At 48.1% G+C, this 15,758-nt stretch carries 14 protein-coding genes, 1 tRNA gene and 1 riboswitch; of the genes, 1 reads left to right on the top strand and 14 read right to left on the bottom strand.

Annotation, left to right across the window (positions count from 1 at the left end; genetic code table 11):
- Window positions 1-2: 2 nt before the first annotated feature.
- The 10 genes from AC58VC_RS34885 to yyaC form a co-directional block, all read right to left on the bottom strand.
- Window positions 3-1,766: an IucA/IucC family protein gene (locus AC58VC_RS34885; protein ID WP_497376062.1), complete on the bottom strand. Its 1,764-nt coding sequence runs from the start codon at window positions 1,764-1,766 to the stop codon at window positions 3-5.
- A 34-nt stretch (window positions 1,767-1,800) separates the two neighbouring features.
- Window positions 1,801-3,168, bottom strand: coding sequence for an aspartate aminotransferase family protein (locus AC58VC_RS34880; RefSeq protein ID WP_497376060.1), 1,368 nt, complete (start codon window positions 3,166-3,168; stop codon window positions 1,801-1,803).
- 134 nt (window positions 3,169-3,302) lie between these two features.
- Window positions 3,303-3,767, bottom strand: a complete 465-nt coding sequence (locus AC58VC_RS34875) for a helix-turn-helix transcriptional regulator (RefSeq protein WP_497376058.1) — start codon at window positions 3,765-3,767, stop codon at window positions 3,303-3,305.
- Between the two features lie 49 nt (window positions 3,768-3,816).
- On the bottom strand, window positions 3,817-5,784 hold the full coding sequence (locus AC58VC_RS34870) for a helix-turn-helix domain-containing protein (protein WP_497376056.1): 1,968 nt from the start codon (window positions 5,782-5,784) through the stop codon (window positions 3,817-3,819).
- 506 nt (window positions 5,785-6,290) lie between these two features.
- Window positions 6,291-6,728: a rhodanese-like domain-containing protein gene (locus AC58VC_RS34865; RefSeq protein ID WP_497376054.1), complete on the bottom strand. Its 438-nt coding sequence runs from the start codon at window positions 6,726-6,728 to the stop codon at window positions 6,291-6,293.
- Window positions 6,729-6,834: 106 nt separating this feature from the next.
- Window positions 6,835-7,722, bottom strand: a complete 888-nt coding sequence (locus AC58VC_RS34860) for a LysR family transcriptional regulator (protein WP_497376052.1) — start codon at window positions 7,720-7,722, stop codon at window positions 6,835-6,837.
- Between the two features lie 104 nt (window positions 7,723-7,826).
- A complete protein-coding gene (locus tag AC58VC_RS34855; RefSeq protein WP_497376050.1) occupies window positions 7,827-8,090 on the bottom strand; it encodes a hypothetical protein in 264 nt (87 codons plus the stop codon).
- Between the two features lie 56 nt (window positions 8,091-8,146).
- Complete coding sequence (locus AC58VC_RS34850) at window positions 8,147-8,584, bottom strand: hypothetical protein (RefSeq protein WP_497376048.1); 438 nt, start codon at window positions 8,582-8,584, stop codon at window positions 8,147-8,149.
- A gap of 121 nt (window positions 8,585-8,705) precedes the next feature.
- A complete protein-coding gene (locus tag AC58VC_RS34845) occupies window positions 8,706-10,508 on the bottom strand; it encodes an ABC transporter ATP-binding protein (protein WP_497376046.1) in 1,803 nt (600 codons plus the stop codon).
- A 17-nt stretch (window positions 10,509-10,525) separates the two neighbouring features.
- Window positions 10,526-11,080: a spore protease YyaC gene (gene yyaC, locus AC58VC_RS34840; protein WP_497376044.1), complete on the bottom strand. Its 555-nt coding sequence runs from the start codon at window positions 11,078-11,080 to the stop codon at window positions 10,526-10,528.
- 101 nt (window positions 11,081-11,181) lie between these two features.
- On the opposite strand from yyaC, the gene AC58VC_RS34835 reads away from it, so the two are divergent.
- Window positions 11,182-12,363 carry a glycosyltransferase family 2 protein gene (locus tag AC58VC_RS34835; RefSeq protein WP_497376042.1) on the top strand — a complete coding sequence of 394 codons (1,182 nt, stop codon included), beginning with the start codon at window positions 11,182-11,184 and terminating at the stop codon, window positions 12,361-12,363.
- Between the two features lie 75 nt (window positions 12,364-12,438).
- Here AC58VC_RS34835 and AC58VC_RS34830 read toward each other — a convergent pair whose 3' ends face one another.
- The 4 genes from AC58VC_RS34830 to AC58VC_RS34815 all read right to left on the bottom strand — a co-directional run bounded on the left by AC58VC_RS34830 (window position 12,439) and on the right by AC58VC_RS34815 (window position 15,758).
- Entirely contained in the window at window positions 12,439-13,098 is a 660-nt protein-coding gene (locus tag AC58VC_RS34830; RefSeq protein ID WP_497376040.1) for a hypothetical protein, read from the bottom strand.
- A 168-nt stretch (window positions 13,099-13,266) separates the two neighbouring features.
- Window positions 13,267-14,175, bottom strand: a complete 909-nt coding sequence (locus tag AC58VC_RS34825) for a C40 family peptidase (RefSeq protein WP_497376038.1) — start codon at window positions 14,173-14,175, stop codon at window positions 13,267-13,269.
- Between the two features lies 1 nt (window position 14,176).
- Window positions 14,177-14,325: riboswitch (cyclic di-AMP (ydaO/yuaA leader) on the bottom strand.
- A 183-nt stretch (window positions 14,326-14,508) separates the two neighbouring features.
- Window positions 14,509-15,441 carry an aldo/keto reductase gene (locus AC58VC_RS34820; RefSeq protein WP_497376037.1) on the bottom strand — a complete coding sequence of 311 codons (933 nt, stop codon included), beginning with the start codon at window positions 15,439-15,441 and terminating at the stop codon, window positions 14,509-14,511.
- Between the two features lie 246 nt (window positions 15,442-15,687).
- Window positions 15,688-15,758, bottom strand: a tRNA-Gly gene (locus AC58VC_RS34815).

Here is a 15,758-nt window from a genome sequence, read left to right as displayed (position 1 = left end):
AGCTACACCTTTATCGGATTAGGGATATCGACAAACAGCGGTCTTTCTCCCCTGGATAAAAAGCAGCTAGTGAAGTTGGCTTTGGCAGGCAAGCTTGCGCTATGCAGTAAATCGTCAATGTAAGGCAGCATTCTCTCATCTGCTCCTGAACGCTCTTGCTGGAGCACATGCTGGACGATGCGCCAATAATGCTCCTCGGCTTCACGGCTATATGCTGCAATCGTATGGACCAGTGAACCAAGATGGTTCACGAAGAAATAATATTTAGTCCTCATCCAGGCCTCAGACACTTCGTACAACACAGGACTGCTCTCTGCCAGCAGTGTTTGGGTCCAGCCCACTTCAACTGCCTTGCAGCGGTCAATGCTTACGCCTTCGAGGTCACGTACATAGAAGCAATCGGGCATGCCATTCTTCAAGGACACAAGCGAATTCTGCAAATGTGCCTCGAAGGAAATTCCCTGCTCGGCTAGCAAGCGCAGCAGCGATACCATCGAAATTCGCAAGTACGCCGCCAGCCATTCACGCAAGTCAGGCAGTGTTCCCTGCCCGCTTTGCCTAATTGCCTGGATCAGCTTAGGTTCTGTTTGACCTGGTAAACTTTCTAACACCGAAGCTAGCACGTACGTGGATGGGTTAGTAAGCTCCATTGGGCGGTAAATGACCGTGAAACATGCTGACCATTCTTCTGGCATCTCCTCCAACCTAACACTGCTGTAGCCCGTCTCGGAAAGTATCTGGAAATGATCGTTATTGCATTCATGCTTAAGATGATGCAGCACTCGCGCCGCATCCATCGTCCGCTCTGCTTGCTCCTGTGTGTTCTCACGCAGCAGATTCGTGATGCGAACATGCAGCGGCAGCTTGAAGCCGTAGCCTCCTGCCGGTTCCCACACTGTTCTTACCGAAGAAGTCGGATATACGACAGGACCACATGATCCAAGGCTGATGATATCCGATTTCTTCATCCTTTCCTGGATTTGCGGCTGGCGCATGACATAAACTGCCTGCCAGGGATGCATAGGCAGCAATTTGTAGCTTCCTGCTGCATCACCTAACTGCTGGCGGGCATGCAATAAGGCAAAAGGTGGAAGCGCCATGGCTTCTTCTCCATCCAGCCACTCTTCATGCACCAACTCCTTGCGAACAGCAAAATAATGCAGTTGAAAGGAAGCGCCCATCTCAGGGCTATAGGCAGCAAGTTCGCTAAAGTCAAAACCTTCGGTGCTTTTCGGATAAGGATGAAACGGATGTCCGATATAGAGCGACTGCTCCGAGCGGACGCATTCTGGCTTCCAAGCCAACTCCGCTTGCGTTTGATTAAGAAAATGCTCCATGTATTGGCTCATCTTCCGGTAGCTATTCTCGATTCGGGATCTAACTCGCTGTTCGTCACCATGACCATTTTCGGCCTTTTCACGGTTCCCCAGCTCTGTGAGCAGCAGCGTAAGCAACCGCTCCATGTCGAGCTCGCGAAATACACCGCCAGACATCGCTTCATAGAAGAACGATCCATACGCATGCTGGCCAATGGCCGAGTAATACGTAATGGCTCCCGTAATCGTTTTGCCAATCATCGGAAGATGAAGCATGAATGGATCACCTTGCTTAGGAAAGGAATCGATAAAATATCGTAATCCGGGGATTGCTGCCCTTGGATCCCACTCCCCGGTTTCTCTCAAATAGCTGTTTAGTAATGCGCGTATGGTCGCCATTTCCGCTAGCTCCGTGCTTTTCGCGGCTGCGTCCGTTTGCTGTTGTAACATCCGTGGTCGATCTCTCCTCTCTCTACCGCTCCGGTCACGCATCCAAAGCTGCGCAGGCCGCATGAACAGCTTCACTAAAGAGGCGTGCGATCTCATCCAGCTGCTGTTGCGTGACAATCAGCGGTGGCAAGAAACGCATGACGGAAGAATGTCTACCGCCAACTTCCAGAATCAAGCCTCTGTGGAAGCATTCCTGCTGTATCCGTCTAGCCAGCTCTGGATACTGGGGATAATGGCCGAGTCTATCCAACTTCTCTTTCGCGTTGACGATTTCTACGCCGACCATTAGACCTCTTCCACGCACATCTCCTATGCAGTTCACATCAAGTTTCAGCTCGTTCAAGTGATTGCGTAAATGTTGACCCAGCTTCTCTACTTTGCCAGGAACATTGTGCTCCTTGATGAATTTCAGTGTAGCTAGACCGGCTGCCATCGCCATCTGATTGCCCCGGAACGTGCCGATATGCGCACCCGGCTTCCATACATCCAATTTGCTATTGTAAATGACGACCGAAAGCGGCAAGCTTCCGCCAATCGCTTTGGATAGTACCAGGACATCCGGAATGATGCCGGCATGCTCGAAAGCAAACAGCTTGCCAGTCCGTCCAAGTCCAGTCTGCACCTCATCAATAATGAGTGGAATGTTCCGCTCCTGCGTTATTCTCCGCATTTCACGAAGCCATTCCACTGGTGCAGGGATAGAACCTCCTTCGCCTTGCACAACTTCGAAAATCATGCCCGCAGGGGAAACAATGCCGCTTTCGGGATCGTCGAGTAAATTCTCGATATAACGGGAGGAAAGCTCATGCGTCTGTTCTCCCCCAACGCCAAACGGGCAGCGGTAAGCATAAGGGTACGGCATGAAGTGTACGTCCGGAATAAGGCCGTTCACCTTCTCTTTTTGCCCAAGCGTTCCGCTAAGGCTCATAGCTGCATGCGTTGACCCGTGGTACCCGCCTTGGAAGGACAGGATGCTGCGGTTGCCCGTAGCCGTTTTGACAAGCTTAATCGCAGCTTCGATGGCATCTCCGCCTGTCGGACCACAAAACTGGATGCGTGCATGCTTGGCGAATTCCTCTGGCAAGCTGGCAAACAGTTCATCCACGAACTGCTCCTTTAGCGGTGTTGTCAGATCCAGTGTGTGCAGCGGTCGCTTGCTGTCGAGCATCTCCTTGATCGCGTCCACGACCACAGGATGATTGTGACCGAGCGCAAGCGTCCCGGCTCCTGCAAGGCAATCATAATACACCTTGCCGTCCATATCTTTTACGTAAATTCCCTCCGCTTCTTGTATCGCAATCGGAAGCCTTCTAGGATACGATCTCGCATTGGACTCCCGCTGCGATTGGCTTTCGAGATAGCGCGTATTTTGGGACTGTTCCGTGACTGTAAGATTAACCATTATTGCTTCACTCCTTCAGATCTTGTTTGTCTAATGTTTACTATTAATTATGATAATGATAATCATTATCATTTAATATAATTAGCATACCAAACAAATCTGAATGCAGTAAATTCTCCAATCAGATAATATCACTACTCCGATTGAAGCATGACCTTCTCCTCACCGCCCCTATATTGAAGTATTTTCTTCACCGTATAAATAAAATCTGCGCCCGAAACATCGATATTGAGCGCTTTTTTCATATTCTGAATATGTTTCTTAACGGTATTTACGCTCACATAAAGCTCTTCCGCAATTCGTTTAATTGAATAATGGTTGCACAACATCTCGGCGATTTGCCGCTGCCTCTCACTCAGGCTATCCACTTTCCCGCTTTGCAGTTCATCTCCATAATGATCACCGCTTTCCAGCGTCTGTGAAGAAAGCCGATCTTCCAGATCGGCTCCCCCATACTCAATCGTGACCTTGACAGATTCATTCATCTTAAGTCGCATCACCTGATCAACGACAATTTGATGCAGATCGACCAGCTTAGCTCGCGCCAATTCATCCTCAGCACTGGAATCGATCGTCAATCGTACTTTGGTTAAGGTCATATTTTCTCTCTCCATCCGTATATAGTAGGTGACTCTCACACTGTTATCTCTATACCGTCAGCAAATTTTCTTGCAAGAAAGCTTCTGCTATTTCATCCAGGATAAGATCGATGGCAATGGGACCGTAATATCCGATCCACATTGTTGTATTTACGGAGTACACTTGATTGGCTTGTACGGCTCTGAGCCCTTGCCAAATATCGGATTTCTGATATTCACCGATCAGTTCTTTATTCGAATCGTCCGTTAGAACTAGTAACCTATCTACCTGCCTAAGCGACTCGAGCGAAATCCACTTGCTAGAACTGCCGCTATCATTAGCGCAATCTGGCGCTTGAATCCCTAGATCGCTGTACAAAATATTTGCTGTGCGATGTGCAGTCGTGTGAAGCCGAATCTGATGATCGCGCGGTCTGATTAGGGCAACAGTCTCGCCGCCTAACTTGCTTGCTAGCGCGGCCTGTAGAGTAGCAATCTTATGCTCATACGCGGCCAATACATCAGGCACCTCCTGCTCTTTGTCCAAAATCAGCCCAAATGTTTGTAGCGTGCAGCGCCAATCCGCATTCCGATCCAGCAGCAGCGTTGGCGCAATCTGAGCAAGCTCGTCATACCTATCCGCTTGGAACTCTGTGCAAATAATAAGATCAGGCTCTACAAGCTTAATCGCCTCAAGATCAGGCTTCTCCTTAGTCCCCATCAATTTGATGCCGCTCACCTGATGTGAGACATAGACTGGGAATTCCGAAACATCCGATGTAGCAATAACGCTGCCTACAGGCTGTTTGCCGAGTGCCAACAACTGGTCGATATATTGTGCATCGAGTACAACAATTTTCCCCGGTATCGTGTCGAGCGGCAGCTCACCTTTAAGATGTGTGATCGTTCGAGTTGTATGAAAAGACGTCTTTTCGACTGCTGCCGAAGACTGCACCAAAGCTCTTTTCATATAAGCTGCATTCCCGCTTGCCTGAGCACTAACAGCAGCCGGCCCCGAACACACACTAAGGAGCAAGGCAAGTGTAAGCATAAAACCAATGGCAATAGAAGACTTTGGACCCGAGTAGGGATACGCCGCTGACATACCTCCGCTGACTTCCTGATAATGATATTCATCCTCACCTAACCCACTATACTTTTGCAATTTACTGGGAACAATGGGCAATTGCGACAAAACCCATGGATTTTGGCGACGAAAATCTGCCTGACTAGACTTCTCTCTGAATCGGCCTGGAGAAACACCAACATGCTTTTTAAATATCCGACTAAAATAGTAACTATCCGTATATCCGACGTCCTCTGCTATTTCGGCAATGGGTACATCCGTATGCTGCAGAAGCGATTTTGCTTTTCCTAATCGTACCTGCATCAAGTATTCCATTGGCCCCATGCTTACCTTCGCTTTGAATAGCCGCTGCAGTTGACGCCCGTTGCAGTCCAGCAGTTCTGCCAATCCCTGCAGCGTCATTTGTTCCGCATAACGTTCCTGCATATATCGGATCGCTTGACCGACAGGTTCGGGACCTGTCATTTCGCTGCTCTGCTCCTGTAACTGATGCAGCATCTCATAGACAAACTGATGAAATAACGCTTTGACGTGGAACTTTTCCAATGCGCCAAGCTGCGTCCATTGTTGATGCATTTCTTCCATCTGTAAAAACAAGGAAAGCGAATGCTGTGGCATAAATCCAAATTGCAACTTAAACGGATTGCTTTTCTCCTGCAGTCGCAGCAAATCCTTCCTGGTGGGAAGCGCCAGAACTGCTTTATAAAATACCAAAAAGTACTCAAAAGTCTCCAAGACATTGACAATATCAAGAAAAGTGCCTTTACCTGCATGACAAACATGACATTTATCCACCGAATACACACTATTATCGAGCAGCAACTGAGCTTTCCCCCGTGTTGCATACAGAAATACACTCGCTGGAAGCTGATAGGCATGTATACTCTCACCTGGCTGCATAATCGTACGGCGCACGTCCAGCACTTTCAATGCTGCATGATTCCAAAGCATGAATTGCTCCTGAAAAGACAACTCCCATTCACCCCCTGGTATTTGTTGGATGATTACCTATTCGCTAACTTCATTATATTGATAGTGATAATCAATATCAATTGTTTTATCTAAAAAACCCTTAATATCCATTCCTCTCCAATCCAAAAAGAAAAAGGCTGCCCCGAAAGTCATCCAATGACCGAGGGAGAGCCTCTTCAAATTAATATTTGCTAAAGCAGCTAAATGGATCGCCCCCTTGGAACGGGGACACTGCGTGGATGGATTATTTGGAAGTAACGCCGATTACTCCTGTTATTTTCCCTGATTGATCAACTTTTTACCAAGTAACTGGAATTTCTACGGCTAATTTCACCAAAAGTAACAGGTTTCGCCCTGCTACCGACGATTTAGCTGGAGTTTCTACCGCTATTTCATTCCCTGCCACAGAGCAGCGTAGAATAACGGTAGTTTTTCCATCAATACTTTGCGGAATCAACTTCTCGGTGCTACCTCCCGAGTACCTATTATCCGATTAATGGAGCCGCTTGCCCCAATGTGCCCTCGACCTCGTTCCCTTCTTTACGCCAATACTCAATCCCGCCTAACATTTCTTTCACTTTGAAACCAAGCCCAGATAGACGGGCAGCGCCTTTCGTGCCTCCATTGCATGCCGGTCCCCAGCAGTAGACAACAATCACTTGATCTTTGGAAAAAGCAGCCGTCGTCTCTTCATTGATCTGGTTGGAGGGCACATTGATTGCCCCAGGGATATGACACTCCGTATACGCCTTCCTGCTTCTCACGTCGATCAGCAAGAAATCATTGACCCCATGCTGCATGTCATAGCGCACATCGGCTACATCCGTTTCTACCGATAATTTGTTCAGGAAATGGCGGTGTATAGCCTCTGGTGAGGCAGCAGGTATTTCCAGTACTAGCGATACTACAGTTTGATTATTCATAGTGATTACCTCCATTTGAAGTGTTATTTTCAATCGCTGAATGACTTGAATTGACTATAACACGATCTCAAACCATGGAGTTATCGATAGTATTTGAACCTATACTTCATTCATTTTGATAATTAGCTACTCCAAGAACGTCTAGAAAGCCGGTAAACGCTTTGGACTGCCATTTTTTCTTCGAGTAAATAAGTTGTGTATAGAATTTAAAATCTGGATGAACAAGCGGAACCGCGGTAACCCGGCCGTTCTTAATATCCTCAGCAACAACAATGCGCGGCAATAAGGCAATGCCAAGTCCGTACATGACGCACTGCTTGATTGCTTCTAAGTTCCCAAATTCGTAAGACAAGGAATAGGGAATTTGATTGCTTTTGAGCGTCCTGAGCAGCATAGCCCTGTACGTGCAACCTTCTTCCGTTAGAATTAACGATTCTTTTTCCAAATCCCCGATCTGCACTTCGTTTACACTAGCAAATTTATGTGCAGGACTAGCGATTATAACGAGCTCTTCCTCCCTTAAAGTAAGACAATGAAGCTCAGGGTCCTTAAAAGGTGGATCCAAAATGATGCCCACATCAAGAGCCCCCTCTTTCACAGCATCAATAATAAAAGGTTCGTTGCCCGGTTGAATCATCACATTGATTTCCGGGAAATGCTGGCGATACGTCTGAAGATGCGGCGGAAGAAAAAAAGCGGCTAGCGTTTCTATCGTGCCAATGGAAATTATACCTTTAGACTGCCGGGAAACGACCTCCTTTGACTCCTCATGGAGCCTGTAGATGTCGTTGGCATATTGCAGAAGCGCCTCGCCAGCAAGCGTCAGCTTCATACTTCTCCCGAACCGCTCTACAAGAACGGCACCGTATGATTCCTCCAGCTTTTGAATTTGAGTCGTAATACTCGACTGCGCATACCCAAGCACTTCCGCAGCGCGTGTGTAACTTCCCCATTTGGCTACTTCACGAAAGGTTTTTAAATACGTTAATTCCACTATGCATCACCTTTCTTTCTGTAAACATATTAGCTACATCGTACCACAGATGGCACGTAAAAAAGCCACCGAACCTCGGCAGCCTTCATCTCTCTAGCTTCTATTTAAAGATCTTTGGCAAAATGGGGTTTACTATAATGACTAACGCCACCTGAGCCAACCAGCACCCTACCGCCTTTATTGAAAGTAATTAATTTGCTCAGCCCGTTATTCAGCAAAACCGTCACTTTGGCCCGATTGGCCGTCGCAATATAAATGATATATCCACCTCTGCCTATCTCCGTTCGCCAGTTTTTATCGAACTCCGATCTCACGACCCGATTCGAATACACTTGATTCTCCAATTTGGCTGCCTGTGTTTTTCTCATGGAACCTCACCCGCTTCCTACTAGAAATGCGATTCCATATATCGTATGCAAGAGTTCTAGTTTGGCATGGACAGGTTTAGCTGCGGGCGATAGAGATCATACCTTTTTAGAAATGAGTGTAAATCATACTTAAACGCTATCGCGAGCACATTATTTTCTTGTGTAAAAATTAAAAGCTTCGGGGTGTACGAGTCCGACTCACTCACAAATAAGACGACTTGCGTGACCGTTCCTTTTATCCATGGATTGTTGATTTTCAAAGGGGGAGCAAGCTCAATTTTTACAGCTATTCCGCTATCTGGCTCGATGTTCAAAGAACCTACAGGGCCGTCAATGGCGGTTAGCCACTTCTCAACTTCACTTTGCAGGTTGGCCGAATGGGGAATGCTCTTCACAACCTCACCTTTCTGAATGTCAAAAGCTTCCGCCCCGTCAGCAGCTGTAGCCGGAATATAGCTGGTGCTCAATAGTAGAACAACCGTCCAAATACACATAAGTATTTTCAAAATAATGCCCTCACATCGCCTCTTATTTGCAGTTAGCTTGTCCAGATCATGGAAGATTACTACACAAAAAAGCCCCGGAAGGTCTTTCCAGACCTTCCAGAGCTGTCTCCTAAGCCTCTTCTTCCGTCTTGGCGAACTGTGTGCTGTACAGCCGCGCATACAGCCCGTCAAGAGCCAGCAGCTCGCGGTGCGTGCCCCGCTCCACGACGCTGCCCGCTTCGATCACCAGAATGTAATCGGCGGCCAGCACCGTGGAGAGCCGGTGCGCGATCACGAGCGTCGTGCGCCCTTGCATCAGCTCCTCGAGCGCCGCCTGCACATAGGACTCGGACTCCGAGTCCAAATGCGACGTCGCCTCATCGAGGATGAGGATGCGCGGGCGCTTCAGGATCGCGCGAGCAATCGCGATCCGCTGGCGCTCGCCGCCGGAGAGCCGGTGCCCGCGCTCTCCAACCATCGTGTCGTACCCTTCGGGGAGCGACACGATGAAGTCGTGGATGTAGGCCTGGCGGCACGCGGCCTCCATCTCCTCACGCGTAGCGTCCTCCCGCGCGAAGCGCAGGTTGTCGCCAATCGTCGCGTGGAACAGAAATGATTCCTGCGTCACGTACGCGATTTGCGCGCGCAGCGAAGCAAGCCGAGCGCCGCGGATGTTCACGCCGTCGACCTCGACGATCCCCGCCGTCGGGTCGTACAGCCGCGCGATCATACCGATCAGCGTCGATTTCCCGGCGCCGCTCGGCCCGACGAGCGCAATCATTTCGCCCGGCTGCGCCTCGAACGTAACATCCCGCAGCGCGTACTGCCCTGGCTTATAAGCGAAGGAAACTTGCTTATAAGCCACTCGCCCCGCAACTTGGCTTAGCGGCCGCGCATCAGGAGCGTCCATGACATCGGGCACCATGTCCTGGTATTCAAAAATCCGCTGAAATACGCCCAGCGCCGTCCCTACTTCTACCTGTAGATTCAACAGTGTGCCTACAGGCATATACAAGCGCCCCAGGTAGGCCGAGAAGGCAACAATCGCCCCCAGTGACATGGTGCCGGAAATAACCGAAAACCCGCCATACAAGTAAATTATGGCTGTACCCAGCGGCCCAAGCGTGCTCGTGGCCATCCCGAACCATCGGCCGACTAGATTGAGCCGCAGCTCCAGATCCATCACTTTCTGGTTCATCGCCTTAAAGTCGGCCTCCTGCTGCCGCTCCCTGCCGAAAATACGGGTCAACAATGCGCCGGAAATGCCGAAGTTTTCACTTAGCTGTGAGGTAATATCAGACCTCACCTTTTGCGTTTCGATGCGGAGCGCTTTGCGCAGCTTCGAAACCTTTTTAACCGGCATCATAAAAAGAGGAAGAATCAGCACGGCGATAATGGCCAATTTCCAATCTAGGGCAAACAAAATCCCAATCGTTGTCGCAACAATGACAAGTTGGGTAATTGAAGACACGACAAGTGAGGTAACAACGCCTTGAACGGCCTGCACATCCCCCGTGATCCGCTGCACGATTTCGCCCGATCTGGCATCCGTGTAGAACGCCATCGACTGGCGCTGCAAATTTTGAAACAAAGTCAGCCCCAAATCCCGGATAACCCCTTGCGTTACTTTTGTGTTGAGATGATTTTGCCATACGCCCAGCACACCGCTCACAACTGGAAGCAGCAGCATGAGCATCGCCATCTCGGCTAGCAGCTTCATACTTCCTTGCGGAATCGCCTTATCAATGATCTCCTTCATGACCAATGGGGGGATTAACCCGACCACAGCTGCAAGCAGCGCCAGCCCGATAATGCCTGATAGTTGTCCCCAGTATCCTCGGAACAATGCCAGAATTCTTTTAACCGAAACATCCTTTAACTTTGCCTTAGGCCTATCCCTATCGGATAGACGCCTAATATCGCCTGGTGGCATTTTCATCCTCCGTTCTATTACTCAATCTGTCTATTCGAGGGTAAAAGGGGAAATGCATGCCGAATCGCTCTCGCCACTTCATCCGCCATATTCATAACCCTGTAAAGCGACGTCGTTTGCAAAATATTATACTGCCTAGGGCCATCCACGTTAACAATGGCGGCAATTGTATAATCGCCAACATGCGGTAAATCTTTGCCAACCGACTTACCTGGCGCTAGGGGCTGATTCGATACTTGGTACATGCCTACCGACAACTTTTGACCCAAACATGCATCTATCGCAATAACGACACTGCCCTGCGGAATTTCCTGCAGCCGTGCCGCGATGTTACTGGCATCACATGGTGACTCCAACGTCCCTATAACATGAGGATATCCAAATTCGGCGAGTTTGCTTCCTACTAACGGTCCCAAGGCATCACCACTTGATCGATCTGTCCCAATGCATACAAAAAAGAGCTCGCTCGCCTCAATCTCAGATGATTCTCCAATGGTTTCAAGAAAGAAGGCCAACTGCTCACCATTCATTTTTTTCCAAAATTGCTCTCGTGTGTCTAACGTTTCCGCCATCTATCATTACCTCCTCTTACAAGCTTCCAGCAAAATTTCCCCCTACCAAGGATGAATGATATAATGCGATCAACTTCTATTCTTCCATAAGGAGGTATCCTGTGTCCACTCTCGGCATCATCGCTCTTCTAACCCTCCTGTATTGGTTATTTACCACTGTGGATGTGTTAAAAGGTTTACCTAACCTGCGAACGCTACCTAAGTCTAAGTCCCGTCATTTCCCGGACAAGCCTCCGCTTGTATCTGTCATCATTGCAGCCAAAGAAGAGGAAACGACAATCCGCGAAACTGTCAGGCATCTACTGTCCCAAAATTACCCACGCCTCGAAATCATTGCTGTGAATGATCGATCCCAGGATGCTACCGGTGTCCGGCTGGAGGAGCTGCGCAAATGGTCCGAAGGCAAGAAGGACATCCCTACCAAACTGCAAATCATTCACATCACTCACTTGCCAAATGGTTGGCTTGGCAAAAACCATGCGCTCTACCAAGGATATCTCCAGGCTAGAGGGCAGTATCTGCTGTTTACAGACGCGGACATTCTTTTTGCTCCGGGCACAATAACCGACGCAGTTTCTTATATGAAGGAACAAGATGTGCACCACCTCACGCTGACCCCGAATATGATCGCACGAGGCGCTTTACTCAAGGGATTCGTCCATTTCTTTCTGTTCTCATTTTCTCTATTCGTTCGACCCTGGCGTGCGAATATCGACAACTCCAAAGGCCCTGGCATCGGTATCGGCGCCTTTAATATGGTAAGCCGCAGCGCCTATGAAGCAATTGGTATGCATAAAGCAATCGCTTTAAGACCTGATGATGATCTACAGTTAGGTATCTTCCTCAAAAGAGCAGGTTTCCGCCAAAGAGTATTGTCTGCCAAACACCTGCTTCAAGTAGAATGGTACCCTTCGCTCAAAGAAGCGATAATTGGACTGGAGAAAAACCTTTTTTCCGGCTTTCGCTACAGCTACATCGTAGCTTTGCTCGCTTGCTTGGGACAGATCGGCTTTTTTGTAGGCCCGTGGCTTGGACTCCTCTTCCTCTGGGATTGGCGCGGAGCCGTCTATGCTGTTGCTGTTATTCTGCAAATCTGGCTCTATCGCAAGCTAATGTCCCGATTAATGAACCTCAGAGGTGATTCCGCTTACCTGCTTCCTGTCAGCGCTTCGCTGCTTGTTTACACGATTGTTCGCTCCGTTTGGCTTACTTGGAAACAAGGCGGCATTTACTGGAGAGGCACCTTTTATTCGCTTCGTGAACTTAAAAGAAGTAGAAAGTAGACTCGTACCAACGCCAAATAAGCGTTACTCGACAGAGCAAAGCTTACCCTCACGGTTTGTGGCATGATCCTATAGCTAGTGAACACGATTCATTCGTACAACCCGATAGTACAAATGGCTGCTCGGTTCTTGTTCCACGTCCAAATACCCCTCAGCATGCACATAATCTCCCGTTATGAATGTGGAGGCATCTGATGAACTGGAGTGTGTGAGGAACAGGAGTGCGGCTTTTTCGTTGCCTACGACGAATCCCGTTTGTTCTTTAATTTGAAATTTATCTAAAATAGTGCCATGATGCGACCTTGCGATATGGTGAAACTTCCAAGCATTGTCTTCTTTAATTAGAAAATACAAGACGCGATTCTTGTGATTGTTGTTAAATTCGCGCGTAACACCAATCATACAGATTTTTTCGCCTAAGCTTAAATATTCATCGATCACATAAGATTTCAACCGCAACCGCAGCACATTTTTGTGTTGGATATAGGCTTCCATTTCTTCAATTGTTCTCTGGTCTCTAGGATCTTGCTTCGTTGCGTAAAATACCTCTTTTATAAACGTATCCGTTTGCAGGCTTCTAGCCCCTTTGAAATGATTGTATGTACGGAAAAACTGCTGAATAACTTCCCGGATCTCATCAGGCATTGCAGGACCCTTATCCACGGTATACATGCTATCTGCGATACTCGAATGTCTCTTTTTATGAAACCAACTCTTCCAGACACTTAATTGCATGCGCTCGTGTTCACCTGCTCTTTCTTTCTTCCAAACATTTCTTCATTATAGGCTAAAAACCATAAAATTTCGATAAAAATCGCATTATTCTGTGGACGAAAAAAAACACCTGCCCTCTATGCCTTTCATTCGAAAGAACATAGAAACAAGTGTTCGATAGTCCTATCCTTACAGAACTCTTCTCGCTCCGACATACCTTGCGCTCCAATAAGAGCTCGAAAGGCTATCCACAGCCACGCCTCTGGATGAAGTCGCTGAAATGAATCGATCATTGCCTAGATAAATGCCCACGTGATTCACTGTTTTTGAAGCAAAAAACACCAAGTCTCCGGCTTTCAAATCCGTAACTTTCGTACCTGCTTCACTGTGCATTTCCGCTGACGTACGAGGCAAATCGATCCCCTTCGCTTGATACAAAAACCGCACAAAACCGGAGCAATCAAATCCTCTCGGTGTCGTTCCCCCCCATACATAGGGCACTCCCATGTAGGAGCTTGCAGTCTGTACGATCTGCTCACTCACAGATGGTACAACAGGAGCGGCAACCTTAGGAGCTGGAGCAGGAGCCGGCGGCGGTGGCGGTGCAATCCAAGCTGGTTTATGCGACTTTCCATCCACATCCACAATCGCGATCTGGTTTGCTTCATTCCATTCAATTGGCGAACCGAAGGTTTCCGTGATGAACCGAAGTGGGACATAGGTGTTCCCTTGGTACACGGTTGGACTGCTTTCCAAACTGATCTTCTTGCTGTTCACGAGCGCTTGTGGTTGCTCTGTAACGAGTAAGATCGATTGCTGCTTGTTAACCAGTGTAACCTCGATTTGATCCGCTTGCTTCTCCCAGCTTACCTGATAGCCTAGCTTCTCAGATAACACTCGAAGTGGAACTTGCATGATGCCTTTGTCATCAATGTAAGGCTGAACTTCCGGGAATTTCAGCAGCTCATCATTGACTTGAACCTTTACAGGGCGGTCCGTAGGCGCCGAAGCTGCCTGAGCGGAGTGTGCTGTAAACATCGGTACTGCGGCGCATACAATTGCGCATGAACAAATAAGACGCGAAGAAAAAGATTTCAAAACCTTGCCTCCTTGACGCCTCCGAGGTTAGTTGACGGGTTCGGGAAGAGGTTTCCCTAGTACGCTCAGCTAGCAGCGCTCATTCACCCCAAATAAAGAAGTCCCCCGTACCAGAGCTTTCGATGCTCCGAGATTCGGCATTTTTTGTCTATGTTAGACTAGCATAGTTTAATTGGTAGATACAAACTTTGTAAAACGGTAAGTTTTACCAGTTGCATATGTCGAATACTGCATACATAACGCACAACATTTTGCGCAACAAAAACCACAACATAGTACGCAGCATAATGCACAACAAAAAACCACCCGATCGGGTGGTTTGCGACTACGCTACTAGGAGTAGCCAATTACTGACAGCGCACGCTCGCTGATTATGTTCAAGGTTTCTAGCTCAGAGGCGGATAATGACAACGAGGCCGCTTTTATATTAATTTCGAGATGATGCTCATCTTGAGTGCCTATAATAGCCGAAGTAAGGGCTTCTTGGTGCAGCAGCCAAGCAATTGCAACTTGTGTCACATTAGTGTCTTTGGAATCAGCTATTTCTTTCATGACAGCTAAGAGCTCCTTCTCTGCCTCCAAATGCTCCGGAAGGAACAGCCTTCTCTCCTTGCGGAAATCTCCTTCTTTCAACGTCTTTCCATGCAGATGGAAAGCACCTGTCAGAATTCCCTTCGCGATCGAACTGTAGCTCATCACACCAATGTTATGTTCCTGACAAAATGGCAAAATCTCTTGCTCAATGGCTCTATGCAACAAGCTGTATTCCGGCTGAATCACATCGATTTGCGCGTAACTCACCGCTTCTTTCAGCTGCTCCAAAGAGAAATTCGAAACACCAATTGCCCGAATCAAGCCTTCTTCTTTCAGCTTCACAAATTCAGTAAGTGTATCCTCCACCGGAATCTCAAAACTTGGCCAGTGAATGTAATAAACATCTATATAATCTGTCTTCAAACGTTTCAAACTATTTTCTGCTGATCTTCGTACATCTTGAGGAGCTAGATTGCTTCGGCTCACCTTCGTCGTAATGATACATTGTTTGCGTATATCCGCCAAAGCAGCGCCGACGATCTCTTCCGAGTGTCCGTTGCCGTAGCCTTCAGCCGTATCGAACGTTGTGATGCCGAGCTCGAATGCTTTTCGGATGAGCTCGATATTATTTTGGTCGTTCGTGAACTCCCAAGGACCTCCTCCGAGCTCCCAACAGCCAAAGGTTATGTTTGAGATGTCAAAACCTGCATTTCCAAGCTTATTCGCCTTCATAGTCGCCGACCTCATTTCATTGATATAGTCTCACGATAATGCACACGTTAACAAAACAAGTATACCGCTTTCATCTTCTTTTGCCAAGAAATGAGAGCGCTCGGGCATCCTGTGAGGACGATTTCCTTAGCTGCATTGTGCGCCTCTGCATGGAAACGGAACTACAGACGGTCGAACCCCTCTGTGGCTTCTCTTCCCTACCCGCACAAAACAAAAAGATCACCCTAAGGTGATCTCTTGTTTTGAAGCGGGTGATGGGAATCGAACCCACGCTACCAGCTTGGAAGGCTGAAGTTCTACCATTGAACTACACCCGC

Source organism: Paenibacillus sp. J22R67 (genome assembly GCF_059692175.1).
This window is presented reverse-complemented; position numbering and strand designations above follow the sequence as displayed.

Excerpts from the sequence above, each read along its gene's own strand:
- AC58VC_RS34870 (WP_497376056.1), bottom strand. The coding sequence starts at position 5,784 with ATGCTTTGGAATCATGCAGCATTGAAAGTGCTGGACGTGCGCCGTACG.
- AC58VC_RS34880 (WP_497376060.1), bottom strand. The coding sequence starts at position 3,168 with ATGGTTAATCTTACAGTCACGGAACAGTCCCAAAATACGCGCTATCTC.
- AC58VC_RS34855 (WP_497376050.1), bottom strand. The coding sequence starts at position 8,090 with ATGAGAAAAACACAGGCAGCCAAATTGGAGAATCAAGTGTATTCGAAT.
- AC58VC_RS34830 (WP_497376040.1), bottom strand. The coding sequence starts at position 13,098 with ATGCAATTAAGTGTCTGGAAGAGTTGGTTTCATAAAAAGAGACATTCG.
- AC58VC_RS34875 (WP_497376058.1), bottom strand. The coding sequence starts at position 3,767 with ATGACCTTAACCAAAGTACGATTGACGATCGATTCCAGTGCTGAGGAT.
- AC58VC_RS34885 (WP_497376062.1), bottom strand. The coding sequence starts at position 1,766 with ATGTTACAACAGCAAACGGACGCAGCCGCGAAAAGCACGGAGCTAGCG.
- AC58VC_RS34845 (WP_497376046.1), bottom strand. The coding sequence starts at position 10,508 with ATGCCACCAGGCGATATTAGGCGTCTATCCGATAGGGATAGGCCTAAG.
- yyaC (WP_497376044.1), bottom strand. The coding sequence starts at position 11,080 with ATGGCGGAAACGTTAGACACACGAGAGCAATTTTGGAAAAAAATGAAT.
- AC58VC_RS34865 (WP_497376054.1), bottom strand. The coding sequence starts at position 6,728 with ATGAATAATCAAACTGTAGTATCGCTAGTACTGGAAATACCTGCTGCC.
- AC58VC_RS34850 (WP_497376048.1), bottom strand. The coding sequence starts at position 8,584 with ATGTGTATTTGGACGGTTGTTCTACTATTGAGCACCAGCTATATTCCG.
- AC58VC_RS34820 (WP_497376037.1), bottom strand. The coding sequence starts at position 15,441 with ATGAAGGCGAATAAGCTTGGAAATGCAGGTTTTGACATCTCAAACATA.